Genomic DNA, 14,795 nt, shown 5'->3' on the forward strand with positions numbered 1-14,795 from the left:
AGGCGAGAGGCCCCGTTCCATGAGCATTCCCAAAATCGAAGTCGCCGGGCTGAGGAAACAGTTTGGCGAGCTGGTCGTCCTGCGCGACATCACCCTGAAGGTCGACCCCGGCGCCGTGGTGGCGCTGATCGGCCCCTCGGGGTCGGGCAAGTCCACGCTGCTGCGCTGCCTGAATCTGCTGGTGGTGCCCAACGGCGGCCGCATCCGCATCGGCGACGACGCCTTCGACTTCGAGACGGGCAAGGCGCTGCCGAAGCCCAAGGCGCAGGCGAAGTTCCGCTCCAACACCGGGATGGTGTTCCAGCACTTCAACCTGTTCCCGCACATGACCGTGCTGGGCAACGTGATGGAGGGGCCGGTCTCCGCCAAGAAGATGCCGAAGGCGCAGGCCGAGGCGATCGGGCGCCGGCTGCTCGCCAAGGTCGGGCTGGCCGACAAGGCCGACGCCTACCCGGACCGGCTGTCCGGCGGGCAGAAGCAGCGCGTCGCCATCGCCCGCGCGCTGGCCATGGAGCCGGAGGTGATGCTGTTCGACGAGGCGACCTCCGCCCTCGACCCCGAGCTGGTGTCGGAGGTGTTGGGGGTGATGCGCGACCTCGCCGCCGAGGGCATGACGATGATCATCGTGACCCACGAAATCGCCTTCGCCCGCGAGGTCGCCGACCGCGTGATCTTCATGCGCGACGGCGTGATCGTGGAGGAGGGGCCGGCGCGCGACGTCATCGACCGGCCGCAGCAGGAGGCCACCCGCGCCTTCCTCAGCCACTTCCACACACGCGGCTGAACCCGGGGGCTGACCCGGCGTTATTCCTGTTCGGGCAGTCGGAAGGCGGCGACGGCGTCGCGGAACCCTCCGAGGAAATCCTGCGCGAGGGTGGACAGCGACCGCTGCGCCGAATGCAGCACCGCCATTTCGAAGGTGATGGCCGGCTCGAAGGGGCGGATGGCGACGCCGCGCCCCGCATACTCCTGCGCCGTGAAGGGATCGACGATGGAGATTCCCGCCCCGGCGGCGACCATGGCGCAGGCGATCATGGTGAGCTGGGTCTCCACCCGCATGGTCCGAGCGACACCGTGCTCGGCGAACATCGCGTCGATGGAATAGCGCATCAGCGTGGCGGCGCCGAGCGCGATGAAGGCCTCGCCCGCGAAATCCTCCGGGACGAGCCGCTTGCGCGCGGCGAGCGGGTGGTTGCTCGGCACCACGGCGACCGCCCGCACCCGCGGCATCCGCTCGCACAGCACCGTCGCGTGCTCCACCGCCGACTGGCCGAAGCCCAATTCGCACTGGCCGGCGGCCACCCAATCGAGCACCTGCGGGGAACTGCTGCCCCACAGCGACACGTCCACCCGCGGCCGCTCCTCAAGGAAGCGGGCGACGTAGCGCGGCAGGAAGCCGATGGCCATCGCCGGCATGGCGGCCACCCGCAACGTGCCCGCCCGCCGCTCCTGGAGGTCGCGCGCCGCCTGCTCGATCCGTTCCAGCCCGACGAAGGACCGCTCCACCTCCTGGTACAGCGACATCGCCTCGCTGGTCGGCGCGATGCGCGAGCCGCGCCGCTCGAACAGCGTCAGCTTCAGCGCGTATTGCAGGTCGGCGATCAGGCGGCTGACCGCCGGCTGGGAGATGTTCAGAAGCTCCGCCGCCGCGGTGATCCCGCCGGTCAGCATGACGGCGCGGAACGCCTCGATCTGGCGGGGATTCAGCATTCCGGGGCGGTCCAAGCGTGTCAGATGCGTTGCAGCATAACATTCGTTTATAGACACCGCCAACAATTCGATTTGACGATTATGCCAGCGGGACGCGACGCTCCTGGGGTGCGACAAAACGCGCAACCGCTGGGAAACGAACCGGAACCGGAACAGGAGAGGGACAGATGCGAGCGTTGGTGTACGGCCTGATGGCAACCGCCGCCCTGGGATGCGGCGCCGCGCAGGCGCAGCAGAAGACCCTGTATGTCGCCGCCTACGGCGGGTCCTTCGAACAGACGATGCGCAAGGACATCATCCCGGCCTTCGAGAGCAAGACGGGCGTGAAGGTCGAGTATGTCGCCGGCAACTCCACCGACAACCTCGCCAAGCTCCAGGCCCAGAAGGGCAACCAGCAGATCGACGTGGTGATCCTGGACGACGGTCCGATGTACCAGGCGGTGGCGCTGGGCTTCTGCGCCGACATCGCCAAGGCGCCGGTCTACGACGACCTCTACGATCTGGCGAAGATCCCCTCGGGCAAGGCGGTCAGCGTCGGCGCGGTCGGCACCGGCATCGTCTACAACAAGAAGGTCTTCGACGAGAACGGCTGGGCCGCCCCCGCCTCCTGGAAGGACATCGAGGACGCCAAGTTCCGCAAGAAGCTGGTCGTCCCGCCGATCAACAACAGCTACGGCCTGCACGCGCTGGTGATGATGGCGCGGCTCGACGGCGGCGGCGAGAAGAACATCGACCCCGGCTTCCAGGCCTTCAAGGACAAGGTGAACCCGAACGTGCTCGCCTACGAGCCGTCGCCGGGCAAGATGACGGAGCTGTTCCAGAGCGGGCAGGCCACCGTCGCCGTCTGGGGCTCGGGCCGCGCCAAGGCGCTGGCCGACACCGGCTTCCCCGCCGCCTTCGTCTACCCCAAGGAGGGCGGCATCGTGCTGGCCTCGGCGGCCTGCGCCATCACCGGCAGCAAGCAGGCGGCGGAAGCCCAGCAGTTCATCCAGCACATGCTGTCGCCCGAGGTGCAGACCGTGATGGCGACCGGCGCCGGCTTCGGCCCGGTGAACAAGACGGTCACCCTGACCGCCGACCAGCAGGTGGGCATCCCCTACGGCCCCGAGCAGATGGGCAAGCTGCTGGTGGTCGACTGGGACACCATCAACGCCAACCGCGAGGTCTGGAACAAGCGCTGGACCCGCGAGATTGAGCGCTGACCGCCGCGTCCGGCCCGCCCCCGCGGCGGGCCGGGACTTCCCAGGCTCCTAGGTGGGAGACGACGCCATGCCTTACCTTGTCCTCGACCGGCTGACCAAGCGGTTCGGCCCCTGGGTCGCCGTCGACAACCTGTCCCTGACGGTGGAGAAGGGGGAGCTGGTCTCGCTGCTCGGCCCGTCGGGCTGCGGCAAGACCACGACGCTCCAGATGATCGCCGGCTTCCTCGACCCCAGCGCCGGGCGCGTCACGCTGGACGGCGCGGACCTGCTGGCCAAGAAGCCCAACGAGCGCGGCCTCGGCATCGTCTTCCAGAGCTACGCCCTGTTCCCCCACATGACGGCGGCCGAGAACGTCGCCTTCGGTCTGGAGATGCGCGGCATCCCGCGCGCCGACCGCGACCGCATGGTGCGCGATGCGCTCCAGCTCGTCGGACTGGGGGCCTTCGGCGACCGCTACCCGCGGCGCATGTCCGGCGGCCAGCAGCAGCGCGTGGCGCTGGCTCGCGCCATGGTCATCAAGCCGAGCCTGCTGCTGCTCGACGAGCCGCTGTCCAACCTCGACGCCAAGATGCGCGAGGAGATGCAGATCGAGCTGCGGCGCATCCAGCGCAGCGTCGGCACCACCATGATCCTCGTCACCCACGACCAGGCGGAGGCGATGGCCCTGTCCGACCGCGTGGTCATCATGAACAAGGGCCGGGTCGAGCAGGTCGCCGCCCCGCAGGACGCCTACGACAACCCGGCCAGCGCCTTCGTCGCCAACTTCCTCGGCCGCACCAACCTGCTCCAGGGCACGGTGCGCCGCGACGGCGCCGGGCGGCGCATCGACGTCGCCGGCACGGCGTGGCCGGTCGCGGCGGAACTGCCGGACGGCCCCGGCCTGCTGACCGTGCGGCCGGAGAAGGTCCGCTTCGTGGACGGCGCCGGCGTGCCGGGCCTCGTCCGGGCGCGGGTCTTCCAGGGCACCCAGTGGCTGTTCGAAATCCGCACGGAGGCCGGCGACCTGACGGTGATCCGCCAGCACGACGGCCAGACCCTGCCGGCGGAGAACGAGCCGGTCATGCTCGGCTGGCGGGCGGAGGACATGCGCGTGATGGCGGGTGAGGCATGACCGCCGTGGACGCTCACAAATCCCTGATCGATTCTTCCGACGCGGCATCCGATTCCGCCCCGCCGGACCGGCCGGAGCGGCGCCCGCTGGCGCCCTATCTGCTCAGCCTGCCGGCGCTGGCGCTGTTCGCCGTGCTGCTGCTGGTGCCGCTGGTCATGACCGGCCTGCTGTCGCTGAACAGCTTCGGATTCTACACGGGCATCCAGGACGTCTGGCAGCTCGGCAACTACATCGACATCGTCACCGACGACTATTTCCACGAAATCTTCCTGCGCACCTTCCGCATCGCCGTGGTGGTCACCCTGCTCTGCGCCGTGTTCGGCGCGCCGGAGGCCTACATCCTGCGCCGCATGCGGTCGCCCTGGCGCGGCCTGTGCCTGCTGGTGGTGCTGGGGCCGCTGCTGATCTCGGTGGTGTCGCGCACGCTCGGCTGGGCGCTGCTGTTCGGCTCCACCGGCATCATCAACACGGCGCTGATGGCGGTCGGGCTGATCGCGACGCCGATCGAGTTCATGTACACCGAGACCGGCGTCATCATCGCGCTGACCCATGTGCTGGTGCCCTTCATGGTGCTGTCGGTCTGGGCGTCGCTGCAGCGGCTCGACCCGCAGGTCGAGAACGCCGCCCTGTCGCTGGGGGCCAAGCCCTTCACGGTGCTGCGCCGGGTGGTGCTGCCGCAGGTGGTGCCGGGCATCCTGTCGGGCTCGATCATCGTCTTCGCGCTGGCCGCCAGCGCCTTCGCCACCCCGGCGATCATCGGCGGGCGGCGGCTGAAGGTGGCGGCGACGCTGGCCTACGACGAGTTCCTGAACACGCTGAACTGGCCGCTGGGCGCCGCCATCGCGATCCTTCTGCTGCTCGCCAACATCGTGATCATCGTCGGCTGCAACCGGCTGGTCGAACGTCGCTACAAGCAGGTGTTCGAATGAACCGCAACGGCCCCGTCGCCCTGGTCTTCCACACGCTGTTCCTGGCCTTCCTGCTGGCGCCGATCCTGGTCGTCTGCGTGGTCGCCTTCACCTCGCAGGGCTATCTGTCGCTGCCGACCGAGGGGCTGTCGCTGCGCTGGTTCAAGGCCATCGGCGACAATCCGGAATTCGCGCGGGCCTTCCGCGACAGCCTGCTGCTGGGGGCGGTCAGCTCCACCATCGCGGTGGCCTTCTCGGTCCCGGCGGCGCTGGCCATCGCCCGCCACCAGTTCCGCGGGCGCGAGGCGATCACGGCGCTGTTCCTGTCGCCGCTGATGGTGCCGCACATCGTGCTGGGCATCGCCTTCCTGCGCTTCTTCACGCAGATCGGGCTGGGCGGCACCTTCGCCGGGCTGGTGCTGAGCCATGTGGTCATCATCCTGCCCTTCGCGCTGCGGCTGATCCTGGCGGCCTCCACCGGCATGGACCGCTCCATCGAGAACGCCGCCGCCTCGCTCGGCGCCACCTCCTGGACGACCTTCCGGCGGGTGACGCTGCCGCTGATCCTGCCGGGCGTGGCGAGCGGCTGGGTGCTGGCCTTCATCAACAGCTTCGACGAGGTGACGATGACCGTCTTCATCGCCTCGCCCGAGACGACCACGCTGCCGGTGCGTCTTTTCCTCTACATCCAGGACAACATCGACCCGCTGGTCGCCGCGGTGTCCGCCTCGCTGATCTTCATGACGGTGGCGGCGATGCTGGTGCTCGACCGGCTCTACGGGCTTGAGCGGCTGCTGGTCGGCCGCGGACAGGAGTGAGCGTCACCATGACCGAGTTAACGAGGTCCGACTGCGACGTCGCCGTGATCGGCGGCGGGCTGGTCGGGTCGGCCATCGCCTGGGGCCTCGCCCAGCAGGGGCAGACGGTCGCCGTCCTCGACGAGGGCGACGTCGCCGTCCGCCCGTCGCGCGGCAACTTCGCCCTGGTCTGGGTGCAGGGCAAGGGGCTGGGGCTGCCGGACTACGCCGGCTGGACCAAGATGTCCTCCGACAGCTGGACCGGCTTCGCCGAGCGGCTGCGGGAGCAGACCGGGATCGACGTCTGCTACCGCCGGCCGGGCGGCTTCCTGCCCCTGCTGTCGGAGGAGGAGATGGAGCGGCGCGCCGGCCAGCTCCGCCGCCTGCACAACCAGCCGAACGTCGTCCGCTACGACTACGAGATGATGGACCGCGCCGCCGTGGCGAAGGAGATGCCCTTCATCGGCAAGGACGTGGTCGGGGCGAGCTATTGCCCGCTCGACGGCCATTGCAACTCGCTGAAGCTGCTGCGCGCGCTGCACACCGGAATGCTCCAGTCCGGCGTGTCCTACCTGCCGCACCACCGGGTCGAGCGGATCGACCAACGCGACGGCGGCTTCCGCATGGTCACCGCCTCGGGGGACGAGGTCCGCTCGGGCAAGGTGGTCATCGCCGCCGGGCACGACGCCCGCCGGCTGGCCCCGATGGTCGGGCTGGACGCCCCGGTGCGGCCGGAGCGCGGCCACGTCATCGTGACGGAGAAGACCGCTCCCTTCCTGAACTTCCCGGTCGGCTTCATCCGCCAGACCGACGAGGGCGGGGTGATGATCGGCGACAGCTTCGAGGACGTCGGGCTCGACACCACGGTGCGCAACGGCGTCACCTCGACCATCGCCGACCGCGCGCTGCGCATCTTCCCGCTGCTCGGCAAGCTGAACGTGGTGCGGACCTGGGCGGCGCTGCGCGTGCTGACCCCGGACGGCTTCCCGATCTACGAGCAGTCCACCACCATGCCCGGCGCCTTCGTCGCCACCTGCCACAGCGGCGTGACGCTCGCCGCCAACCACGCGCTGGCGCTGGCGCCGCACATCGCCGCCGGCACCCTGCCCGACGAATTCTCGGCCTTCAGCGCCCGGAGGTTCCATGTTCCAGCGGTTGCCTGACGCGGGCGGAGAGCGCGTCTCCTTCACCATCGACGGCCGCCCGGCCGAGGCGCTGTCCGGCGACAGCGTCGCCGCCGCCCTGATCGCCAACGGGGTCGGCGCCTGCCGGACCACCCCGGTGTCCGGCGCGCCGCGCGGCCCCTACTGCATGATGGGCGTGTGCTTCGACTGTCTGGTGACCATCGACGGCACCGGAAACCAGCAGGGCTGCCAGATCCGCGTCCGCCCCGGCATGCGGGTGGAGACCCAGAACGGCAAGCGGGAGATCGACCGGTGACCGACCTGAAGCCTCGTTACGATCTGGCGGTGATCGGCGCCGGCCCGGCCGGCCTCGCCGCCGCCACGCTGGCCGCCACGCGCGGCCTGTCCACCGTCCTGCTCGACGAGCAGGCGGCCCCCGGCGGCCAGATCTACCGCGCCATCACCCGCTCGCCGGTGAAGAATCCCAGCATCCTCGGGACCGACTACTGGCACGGCGCCGATCTGGTCGGGCCGTTCCGCGACAGCGGCGCCGACTATCTGCACGGTGCCGCGGTGTGGAGCGTCTCGCGCACGCTCGACATCGGCCTGTCGCGCGACGGTGCGGCCCGCATCCTGCCGGCGCGGCACGTCATCCTGGCGACCGGCGCGCTGGAGCGGCCCTTCCCGGTCCCCGGCTGGACGCTGCCCGGCGTGATGGGGGCGGGGGCGGCGCAGATCCTGCTCAAGACCTCCGGCCTCGTCGCCTCGGGCAACGTGGTCATGGCCGGCAGCGGGCCGCTGCTCTGGCTGCTCGCCTGGCAGTATCTGCGGGCCGGCGCGCGCATCGACGCGATCCTCGACACCACGCCGCGGGAGAACTGGCGGCAGGCCATGCCGCTCCTGCCGGCCTTCGCCCGCTCCGGCTATGTCGGCAAGGGGTTGAAGCTGCTGCTGGAGGTCCGGCGCAAGGTCAAGGTGATCGGCAACGTCTCCGCCCTGCGCGCCGAGGGCGACGGGCGCGTCCAGTCGGTCGTCTACCGCCAAGCGAACGGCGCGGAGCAACGGCTTCCGGCCGACACGCTCCTGCTGCATCACGGGGTGATCCCCAACATCAACCTCGCCAACGCCATCGGCTGCGCCCAGTCCTGGGACGAGGCGCAGCGCTGCTGGGTGCCGGACGTCGATGGCTGGGGCGCCACGTCGGTGGATGGCGTCTCCATCGCCGGCGACGGGGCCGGCATCGGCGGCGCGCTGGCGGCGGAGCACCGCGGCCGGCTGACGGCGCTGGACGCCCTGCACCGGCTGGGCGCCATCGACCGCGCCACCCGCGACCGCGACGCCGCCCCGCACCGCGAGGCGCTGGACCGGGCGCTGCGCGGCCGCGACTTCCTCGACGCGCTCTACCGGCCGGGCCAGGAGTTCCGCGTTCCCGCCGACGACACCATCGTCTGCCGCTGCGAGGAGGTGACGGCGGGGCAGGTGCGCGACGCCGTGAAGCTGGGCGTCAGCGGGCCGAACCAGACCAAGTCCTTCCTGCGCTGCGGCATGGGGCCGTGCCAGGGGCGGCTGTGCGGTCCGACCGTGGTCGAGGTCATCGCCGACGCCCGCGGCGTCTCCCCGGCGGAGGTCGGCTACTACCGGCTGCGCCCGCCGGTGAAGCCGATCACGCTGGCCGAACTCGCCTCGCTGCCCAAGGCCGAGGACGAGGTGGCCGCCGTGATGCACCACTGACGGGGCAGGGGGACGCCATGGCGGAGCCGGACGTCATCATCGTCGGGGGCGGCCTGCACGGCTGCTCCACCGCGCTGCACCTCGCCCTGCGCGGGGTCCGGGCGCTGGTGCTGGAGAAGGACCACATCGGCCGCCACGCCTCCGGCGTGAACGCCGGCGGGGTGCGCCAGCTCGGCCGCCACGCCGCGGAGGTGCCGCTGTCCGTCGCCTCCATGGCGCTGTGGCACGGCATCCGCGACCTCGTGGACGACGATTGCGGCTTCGAAAGCCACGGCCAGCTCAAGGTCGCGGAGACCGAGGCGGAGCTTGAGTCCTGCCGGGAGCGGGCGGCCCAGCTCACGGCACTCGGCTTCACGCACGAGGAGGTGGTGGATCAGGCGGAGCTGCGCCGCCTCGTCCCGTCCATCGCGGAGCATTGCCTCGGCGCCCTGGTGTCGCGACGCGACGGGGCGGCCATCCCCTACCGCACGACCTTCGCCTTCAAGCGCAAGGCGGAGAGCCTGGGTGCCCGCTTCCACGAGGGGGCGGCGGTGGCGCGGGTCGCCCGCTCAGGCCGCAATTGGCGGGTGGAGACGGTGGACGGCGTGGCGCACGAGGCGCCGGTGCTGGTCAACTGCGCCGGGGCCTGGGCCGACCGGCTGGCCGCCCAGCTCGGCGAGCCGGTGCCGCTGGAGGTCATCGCGCCCATGCTGATGATCACCGCCCGCGTGCCCCCCTTCCTGAAGCCGGTGGTCGGGGCGACGGGCCGCACCCTGTCCTTCAAGCAGTTTCCCAACGGGACCGTGCTGATCGGCGGCGGGTTGCTGGGCCGCGCCCACCGCGACGAGAACCGGACGGATCTGGACTTCGCCAAGGTCAGCACCAACGCCCGCACGGTGTGGGACCTCTTCCCGATCATGCGCAGCGCCACCATCGTCCGCGCCTGGGCGGGGATCGAGGCGCGGATGCCCGACGACATCCCGGTGATCGGCCCCAGCGGCACGGAGGAGGGGGTGTTCCACGCCTTCGGCTTCTCCGCCCACGGCTTCCAGCTCGGCCCCATCGTCGGGCGGATCACCGCCGACCTGATCACCCGCGGGGCGAGCGACCTGCCCATCGACGCCTTCCGCATCCAGCGATTCCGCCACACGGCGGCCGCCGCCTGACCGCTCCGGCGGAGCGGCCTTTTCAGGAGACCCACGTTTTGACGATTCAGCGTTTCGATTGCGGCCCGCGGATGAGCGAGATGGTCGTTCATAACGGCACCGTCTATCTGTGCGGCCAGATCGCCGATTTCGAGGCCATGGGCGGCGTCACCCACGACGTGACGGCGCAGACCCGCGACGTGCTGCGCCAGATCGACGTTCTGCTGGAGCGCGCCGGCACCGACAAGAGCCGGCTGCTCACCGCCACCGTCTATCTCGCCGACATGGCCGGTTTCGCGGCGATGAACGCGGCCTGGGACGCCTGGGTGGACGGTGCCAACGCCCCGGCCCGCGCGACCGTCGAGGCCAGGCTCGCCGACCCCGACCTGCTGGTCGAGATCCAGGTGATCGCCGCCCTCTGATCGGCTTCCACCGACCCACCAAACCGGAGTTTTCCATGAAACGTCTGGCCCTCGGGCTGGCGATGGGCCTGTGCGCCCTCGCGGCGGCCGTCCCCTCGGATTCACGCGCCGACGGCCCGCCCCTGCGCATCGCGACGGAGGGCGCCTACCCGCCCTTCAACATGACCGCCCCCGACGGCACGCTCGGCGGGCTGGAGGTGGAGCTGGCCAACGCGCTGTGCGAGCGCATGAAGCGCCGCTGCACCCTGGTCGCCCAGGATTGGGACGGCATCATCCCCGGCCTGCTGTCGCGCCGCTACGACGCGATCATGGCGACGATGAACATCACGCCGGAGCGCGCGAAGGCCATCGCCTTCTCCGTCCCCTACATGGTCGTGCCGGCCTATTTCGTGGCGGCCACCGGCGGCGGCATCGATGGAACCGAGGCCACCCTGTCCGGCAAGTCGGTCGGCGCCCAGACCTCGACCACCCATTACCGCTACGTCGAGAAGCACTTCGGCAAGACCGTCTCGCTGAAGAACTACGACACCGCGTCGAATCTGCTGGCCGACCTGAAGAGCGGGCGCATCGACGCCGCCATCACCACCGGCGCCACCGCGTCCGACTGGGTGAAGGCCGACGCCTCGAAGTCGCTTCAGCTCGTCGGCAAGCCTTTGGTCGACGCCGAGGTGTTCGGCCCCGGCGTGGGCGTCGGCCTGCGCAAGGAGGACGCGGACCTCAAGGCCGCCTTCGACGCCGCCATCGCGTCGGTCGTGCAGGACGGCACGCTGGCCCGCATCGCCGCCAAGTACGTCGACTTCACCGTCACCCCCTGACCAACAACCGTACCGATATCAACCAAAACCGGGAGAGTTCTCGTGATCAAGCGCGTTGAGAAGACCAAGATCATGCACCGCGTCGTCGTCAGCAACGGCATCGCCTTCCTCGGCGGCATCATCGCCGACGACGTCAGCGTCGGCATGCAGGAGCAGACCGCCCAGATTTGCCGGAAGCTCGACGCCGTGCTCGCCATGGCCGGCACGGACAAGACGAAGCTGCTGTCCGCCCAGCTCTTCATCACCGACATGAAGGCCAAGGACGGCATGAACGCCGCGTGGCTGGAGTGGCTGAACGGCGACGACCTGCCGGCCCGCGCCACCATCGGCGTCGCCGACCTGGGCGACCCGTCGATCCTGATCGAGGTCGTGGTGACGGCGGCCGTTTAACGGCGGGAAAAAAGAACGGGGGCGCCCGGCACCGTCATGGTGCGGTGGGCGCCCCCGGGCTATGGCCTCGACCGTGTTCGGCCTTACGCCATGTGGCGGAGGACTTCGTTGCTGCCGCGCCAGATCATGTCGAGCGCGACGTAGGAGATGATGGCGAGGCCGACCCAGCCGATCCAGCGGTGCTTGTGCAGCACATGTGCGATCATGTTGGCGGCAGCCCCCATCAGGACGACCGACAGGACCAGACCGATCACCAGGATGGTCGGGTGCTCCTTGGCCGCACCGGCCACCGCCAGAACGTTGTCGAGCGACATCGACACGTCGGCCACCACGATCTGCCAGATGGCAGCACCAAAGGTGGTCGCTCCGGCCGCCGCGACGGCGGTGTTGCCCGCCACACCGGCGGTGACGGTGCCCGAGGAGGGGTCGGGCGCGTCCATCGCCTCGTCGGGGGCGATCTCGTCGGCGCCGTGGCTGCGCAGTTCGCGGAACATCTTCCAGCACACCCACAGCAGAAGGACGCCGCCCGCCAGGGTCAGGCCGATGATGGCGAGGAGCTGCGTGGTGATGAGGGCGAAGAACACGCGCAGCCCCATGGCGGCGGCGATTCCCCAGAAGATGACCTTACGGCGCTGGGCCAGCGGCACCGCCGCCGCGGCCATGCCGACCACGATGGCGTTGTCGCCGGCCAGAACGAGGTCGATGGCAACGACTTGGAGCAGCGCGGCGAGCGCTTCGGCGGTGAACAGATCGGTCATGCGGTGCCTTCCTCTAGCATAGTGCAAGAGAGCAGCACCCACGGGCGGAACCAGGCACGCGGCAGAAACGCTGCCGGCAGGGGCGGGCGGGGGCCACTCTGTATGTCTCCAGTCCGACATCACAGTTCAGGGAACTGTCAGAGGGGCCCGGCCTGGTGAGCCGGTCTTTATACCAACACGCCGGATTCCACCACTTCGGTTTCGCCGGGGCGGCCATGCGATCCTGTGCGGGGTGGGGCGGCACGCCCTTGGACGTGGGCGTGCCGCTCGGCCCGGTCAGAGAGGCAGGCTGCCGACCGGCGTGCTGTCCGCCGCCTCGATGGACAGGGAGGTCCAGCGCGGCGCCCGCCCGCCGCTGCGGCTCACCGACAGCGCGGCCGCGTCCGTGCCGGTGAGGGTCAGCAGGCAGACGGACTCGTCGCGGCATACGCTTTCCCCGTCGTCGTCGAACAGGGTCAGCGGGGCGTAGCCCTCCGGTCCGGGGAAGCAGCGGACGGTCAGCGGACCCTCGGCCCAGGACGGGGCGGGGCCGAGCGGCAGCAGCGTGCCGGCCCTAACGAAGGCCGGAGACACGCCCAGCGGCGCCGCCACGGTGACGCGCCCGCCGCCGCCGTAACGCTTGCCGTCGCGCAGATCGTACCAGCCGCCGGGCACCGCCGGCAGCCAGACCTCCAGCTCCGTCCGGCCGGGGTCGAGGACCGGGGCGACCAACAGCCGGTCGCCGACCATGGTGCTGTCCTCCTCCCCGTAGGCCCCGGGCTGGTCGGGGAAGTCGTAGAACAGTGGCCGCATCACCGGCTCGTGGTCGCGGTGCGCCCGCCACAGCAGCGTGTAGAGCAGCGGCACCAGCCGCTCCCGCCAATCCAGCGCGGCCTTCACCTGGGGCAGCAGCTCCGGGTAGGTCCAGGGCTCGGTGACGCTGCCGTCGTCGTTCCAGGAATGGATGGTGAAGCGCGGCCACCAGACCGCCTGCTCGATCCAGCGCATGAGCAGCTCCGGCTCCGGCCGGGGACCGGCAAAGCCGCCGACGTCGTGGCCGTAGTCGAACAGGCCCGACAGGCTGAAGCCGTGCCCCATCCGCAGGTTCCAGCGCAGCGTCTTCCAGCTCGTCCGGTTGTCGCCCGACCAGGTCTGCACATAGCGTTGGAGGCCCGGCCCGCCGGAGCGCGAGATCAGGTAGGGGCGCTTGTCCGGCGCGTGGGCCACCTGGGCCAGATGCGAGGCGCGGATCATCAGGTGCGTCTGCACCGGGCGCAGCGTCGCCATCGTGCCGCCATGGCCGTTGACGTCGCAGACCGCCGCGTCGTCCCAGATCTCGAACTCGTTGTTGTCGTTCCAGGTCGAGCCGATGCCGCGCTCCAGCAACTCCTTCGTGACGTTCGCCATCCACCAGCGCGTGGTCGCCGGGTTGGTGAAGTCGAGGTAGGCGCCGTCGCCGCCCCAGAACTGGGTGGTCTGCGGGCGGTCCGGGGCGTCGCTGTCGCGCACGAAGCCGCCGAAGCCCTGGACCTCGGCGAATTTCGGGTGGTCGTCAAGCAGCGCCGGCTTGATGTTGGCGACGAGATGGACGCCGGCCTCGGCGAACTTGGCGGTGACCGCCTCCGGCTCGGGGAACTTGTCGCGGTTCCAGTGGAAGACGTAGCGCTTGTCGCCGATCATCGTGTAGCCGGACGACATCTGGAACGACCCGCAGGGCAGATCGTGTTCCTTCAGCGCGTCGAGGAATCCGAGCAGCCGCACCCCGGCGTCCGGCGCGTCGGTGTACTGCATGGTCGAGCCGGAATAGCTGATCGCCCAGCGCGGCCGGAAGGAGGTGCGGCCGGTCAGGGCGGTGAAGTTCGCCACCACCTGCGGGACGCTCGGGCCGAACAGGACGTAGCAATCGAGATCGCCGTCCGACGCCTCGAACCGGATGAAGTCGCCGTGGTAGGCGTCGATGGTCTGGCCGAGGTCGAAGAGGCCGCGCGACAGGTTGTCGTAGAAGACGCCGACCGCCGCCCCGCCGCGCTCCGGCCGCACGCTGAGGCAGAAGGGGATGTGCTTGTAGAGCGGGTCGCTGGTCTCCGCGTCGTAGCCGAGCGCGTCGGTCGTCCCCATGGCGAGCCGCCGGCCGCGCTTGTCGGTGCCGCCGCTCTTGTCGCCGAAGCCGTGGTAGCGCTCCCCGGCGTGGCTGACCAGATGGTGGGCGAAGCGGGGGGAGCGGTCGTCGAACAGGTAGGGCTGGGTCGGCCGGTCGGCCAGGACGAGGCGCCAGCCGTCGCCCTCCGCCGCCGGCTCGTACCAGCGCAGCGCCAGGGGGGCGCGCTGGACCACGACGCGCCAGCCGGGGGTGGTGACGGTGACGCTGTCGGCGCTTTCCTCGACCACCGCCGGGGTGCCGGGAAAGCCGGTCAGGTCGCGGCGGTCGCGCCCGTCGATGGGGTCGGCCAGCGCGGGGTCGGTCTGGCCCGACAGCTCGGGCGCCAGCGACCAGGTGCGCGGGGCGCGCAGCCCGTTCGGCCGCTCGATGAGGACGCGCGCCAGCGCGGGCCCCAGCGGGAACAGGGTCAGGCGGTAGCCGCGGTCGAGGTCGAAGGCGATCCCCTGGGGGCCGGCTTGCGCCCCGTCGCGGGACGGGGCGGGCGCGGCAAGGGTGGCGCCGGTCAGCGTGCGCATGGCGCGTGAACTCCTGACGTCATGAGACCTGAAATTGGAAGGCCGGTT

Annotated in this window: 15 protein-coding genes; 12 read left to right on the plus strand and 3 right to left on the minus strand. The window is 70.5% G+C overall.

Annotated elements, in window-relative coordinates; genetic code table 11:
* Positions 1 to 19: 19 nt before the first annotated feature.
* Positions 20 to 784 carry an amino acid ABC transporter ATP-binding protein gene (locus ACWPN5_RS31020; RefSeq protein WP_145683805.1) on the plus strand — a complete coding sequence of 255 codons (765 nt, stop codon included), beginning with the start codon at positions 20 to 22 and terminating at the stop codon, positions 782 to 784.
* 20 nt (positions 785 to 804) lie between these two features.
* On the opposite strand, the gene ACWPN5_RS31025 is transcribed toward ACWPN5_RS31020, so the two are convergent.
* Entirely contained in the window at positions 805 to 1,710 is a 906-nt protein-coding gene (locus tag ACWPN5_RS31025) for a LysR substrate-binding domain-containing protein (protein ID WP_492299414.1), read from the minus strand.
* Positions 1,711 to 1,877: 167 nt separating this feature from the next.
* On the opposite strand from ACWPN5_RS31025, the gene ACWPN5_RS31030 reads away from it, so the two are divergent.
* The 11 genes from ACWPN5_RS31030 to ACWPN5_RS31080 all read left to right on the plus strand — a co-directional run bounded on the left by ACWPN5_RS31030 (position 1,878) and on the right by ACWPN5_RS31080 (position 11,334).
* Entirely contained in the window at positions 1,878 to 2,912 is a 1,035-nt protein-coding gene (locus ACWPN5_RS31030) for an ABC transporter substrate-binding protein (protein WP_492299416.1), read from the plus strand.
* 67 nt (positions 2,913 to 2,979) lie between these two features.
* The gene (locus ACWPN5_RS31035; RefSeq protein ID WP_492299418.1) at positions 2,980 to 4,023 is read left to right on the plus strand and encodes an ABC transporter ATP-binding protein; all 1,044 of its coding nucleotides are present in this window, start codon (positions 2,980 to 2,982) and stop codon (positions 4,021 to 4,023) included.
* A complete protein-coding gene (locus ACWPN5_RS31040; protein ID WP_492299420.1) occupies positions 4,020 to 4,952 on the plus strand; it encodes an ABC transporter permease in 933 nt (310 codons plus the stop codon). Before ACWPN5_RS31035 ends, ACWPN5_RS31040 begins: the two co-directional genes overlap by 4 nt.
* Positions 4,949 to 5,749: an ABC transporter permease gene (locus ACWPN5_RS31045; RefSeq protein ID WP_040137502.1), complete on the plus strand. Its 801-nt coding sequence runs from the start codon at positions 4,949 to 4,951 to the stop codon at positions 5,747 to 5,749. Before ACWPN5_RS31040 ends, ACWPN5_RS31045 begins: the two co-directional genes overlap by 4 nt.
* An 8-nt stretch (positions 5,750 to 5,757) precedes the next feature.
* A complete protein-coding gene (locus tag ACWPN5_RS31050; protein WP_492299421.1) occupies positions 5,758 to 6,891 on the plus strand; it encodes an NAD(P)/FAD-dependent oxidoreductase in 1,134 nt (377 codons plus the stop codon).
* Complete coding sequence (locus ACWPN5_RS31055; protein ID WP_035681439.1) at positions 6,872 to 7,168, plus strand: (2Fe-2S)-binding protein; 297 nt, start codon at positions 6,872 to 6,874, stop codon at positions 7,166 to 7,168. Before ACWPN5_RS31050 ends, ACWPN5_RS31055 begins: the two co-directional genes overlap by 20 nt.
* Entirely contained in the window at positions 7,165 to 8,583 is a 1,419-nt protein-coding gene (locus tag ACWPN5_RS31060; RefSeq protein WP_492299422.1) for an FAD/NAD(P)-dependent oxidoreductase, read from the plus strand. Before ACWPN5_RS31055 ends, ACWPN5_RS31060 begins: the two co-directional genes overlap by 4 nt.
* Positions 8,584 to 8,600: 17 nt before the next feature.
* Positions 8,601 to 9,728: an NAD(P)/FAD-dependent oxidoreductase gene (locus ACWPN5_RS31065; protein ID WP_492299424.1), complete on the plus strand. Its 1,128-nt coding sequence runs from the start codon at positions 8,601 to 8,603 to the stop codon at positions 9,726 to 9,728.
* Between the two features lie 38 nt (positions 9,729 to 9,766).
* Complete coding sequence (locus ACWPN5_RS31070; RefSeq protein ID WP_492299425.1) at positions 9,767 to 10,129, plus strand: RidA family protein; 363 nt, start codon at positions 9,767 to 9,769, stop codon at positions 10,127 to 10,129.
* Positions 10,130 to 10,164: 35 nt separating this feature from the next.
* A complete protein-coding gene (locus ACWPN5_RS31075; RefSeq protein WP_137143624.1) occupies positions 10,165 to 10,944 on the plus strand; it encodes a transporter substrate-binding domain-containing protein in 780 nt (259 codons plus the stop codon).
* Between the two features lie 42 nt (positions 10,945 to 10,986).
* The gene (locus ACWPN5_RS31080; protein WP_014199022.1) at positions 10,987 to 11,334 is read left to right on the plus strand and encodes a RidA family protein; all 348 of its coding nucleotides are present in this window, start codon (positions 10,987 to 10,989) and stop codon (positions 11,332 to 11,334) included.
* Positions 11,335 to 11,417: 83 nt separating this feature from the next.
* Here ACWPN5_RS31080 and ACWPN5_RS31085 read toward each other — a convergent pair whose 3' ends face one another.
* Positions 11,418 to 12,092, minus strand: coding sequence for a TerC family protein (locus ACWPN5_RS31085; RefSeq protein ID WP_492299427.1), 675 nt, complete (start codon positions 12,090 to 12,092; stop codon positions 11,418 to 11,420).
* A gap of 276 nt (positions 12,093 to 12,368) precedes the next feature.
* A complete protein-coding gene (locus ACWPN5_RS31090; RefSeq protein WP_492299429.1) occupies positions 12,369 to 14,747 on the minus strand; it encodes a glycoside hydrolase family 31 protein in 2,379 nt (792 codons plus the stop codon).
* Between the last annotated feature and the right edge of the window lie 48 nt (positions 14,748 to 14,795).

The sequence above is a fragment of the Azospirillum sp. UENF 211521 genome (assembly GCF_058780535.1).

Excerpts from the sequence above, each read along its gene's own strand:
- ACWPN5_RS31020 (WP_145683805.1), top strand. The coding sequence starts at position 20 with ATGAGCATTCCCAAAATCGAAGTCGCCGGGCTGAGGAAACAGTTTGGC.
- ACWPN5_RS31025 (WP_492299414.1), bottom strand. The coding sequence starts at position 1,710 with ATGCTGAATCCCCGCCAGATCGAGGCGTTCCGCGCCGTCATGCTGACC.
- ACWPN5_RS31050 (WP_492299421.1), top strand. The coding sequence starts at position 5,758 with ATGACCGAGTTAACGAGGTCCGACTGCGACGTCGCCGTGATCGGCGGC.
- ACWPN5_RS31090 (WP_492299429.1), bottom strand. The coding sequence starts at position 14,747 with ATGCGCACGCTGACCGGCGCCACCCTTGCCGCGCCCGCCCCGTCCCGC.
- ACWPN5_RS31075 (WP_137143624.1), top strand. The coding sequence starts at position 10,165 with ATGAAACGTCTGGCCCTCGGGCTGGCGATGGGCCTGTGCGCCCTCGCG.
- ACWPN5_RS31040 (WP_492299420.1), top strand. The coding sequence starts at position 4,020 with ATGACCGCCGTGGACGCTCACAAATCCCTGATCGATTCTTCCGACGCG.
- ACWPN5_RS31030 (WP_492299416.1), top strand. The coding sequence starts at position 1,878 with ATGCGAGCGTTGGTGTACGGCCTGATGGCAACCGCCGCCCTGGGATGC.
- ACWPN5_RS31055 (WP_035681439.1), top strand. The coding sequence starts at position 6,872 with ATGTTCCAGCGGTTGCCTGACGCGGGCGGAGAGCGCGTCTCCTTCACC.
- ACWPN5_RS31045 (WP_040137502.1), top strand. The coding sequence starts at position 4,949 with ATGAACCGCAACGGCCCCGTCGCCCTGGTCTTCCACACGCTGTTCCTG.
- ACWPN5_RS31085 (WP_492299427.1), bottom strand. The coding sequence starts at position 12,092 with ATGACCGATCTGTTCACCGCCGAAGCGCTCGCCGCGCTGCTCCAAGTC.
- ACWPN5_RS31035 (WP_492299418.1), top strand. The coding sequence starts at position 2,980 with ATGCCTTACCTTGTCCTCGACCGGCTGACCAAGCGGTTCGGCCCCTGG.
- ACWPN5_RS31065 (WP_492299424.1), top strand. The coding sequence starts at position 8,601 with ATGGCGGAGCCGGACGTCATCATCGTCGGGGGCGGCCTGCACGGCTGC.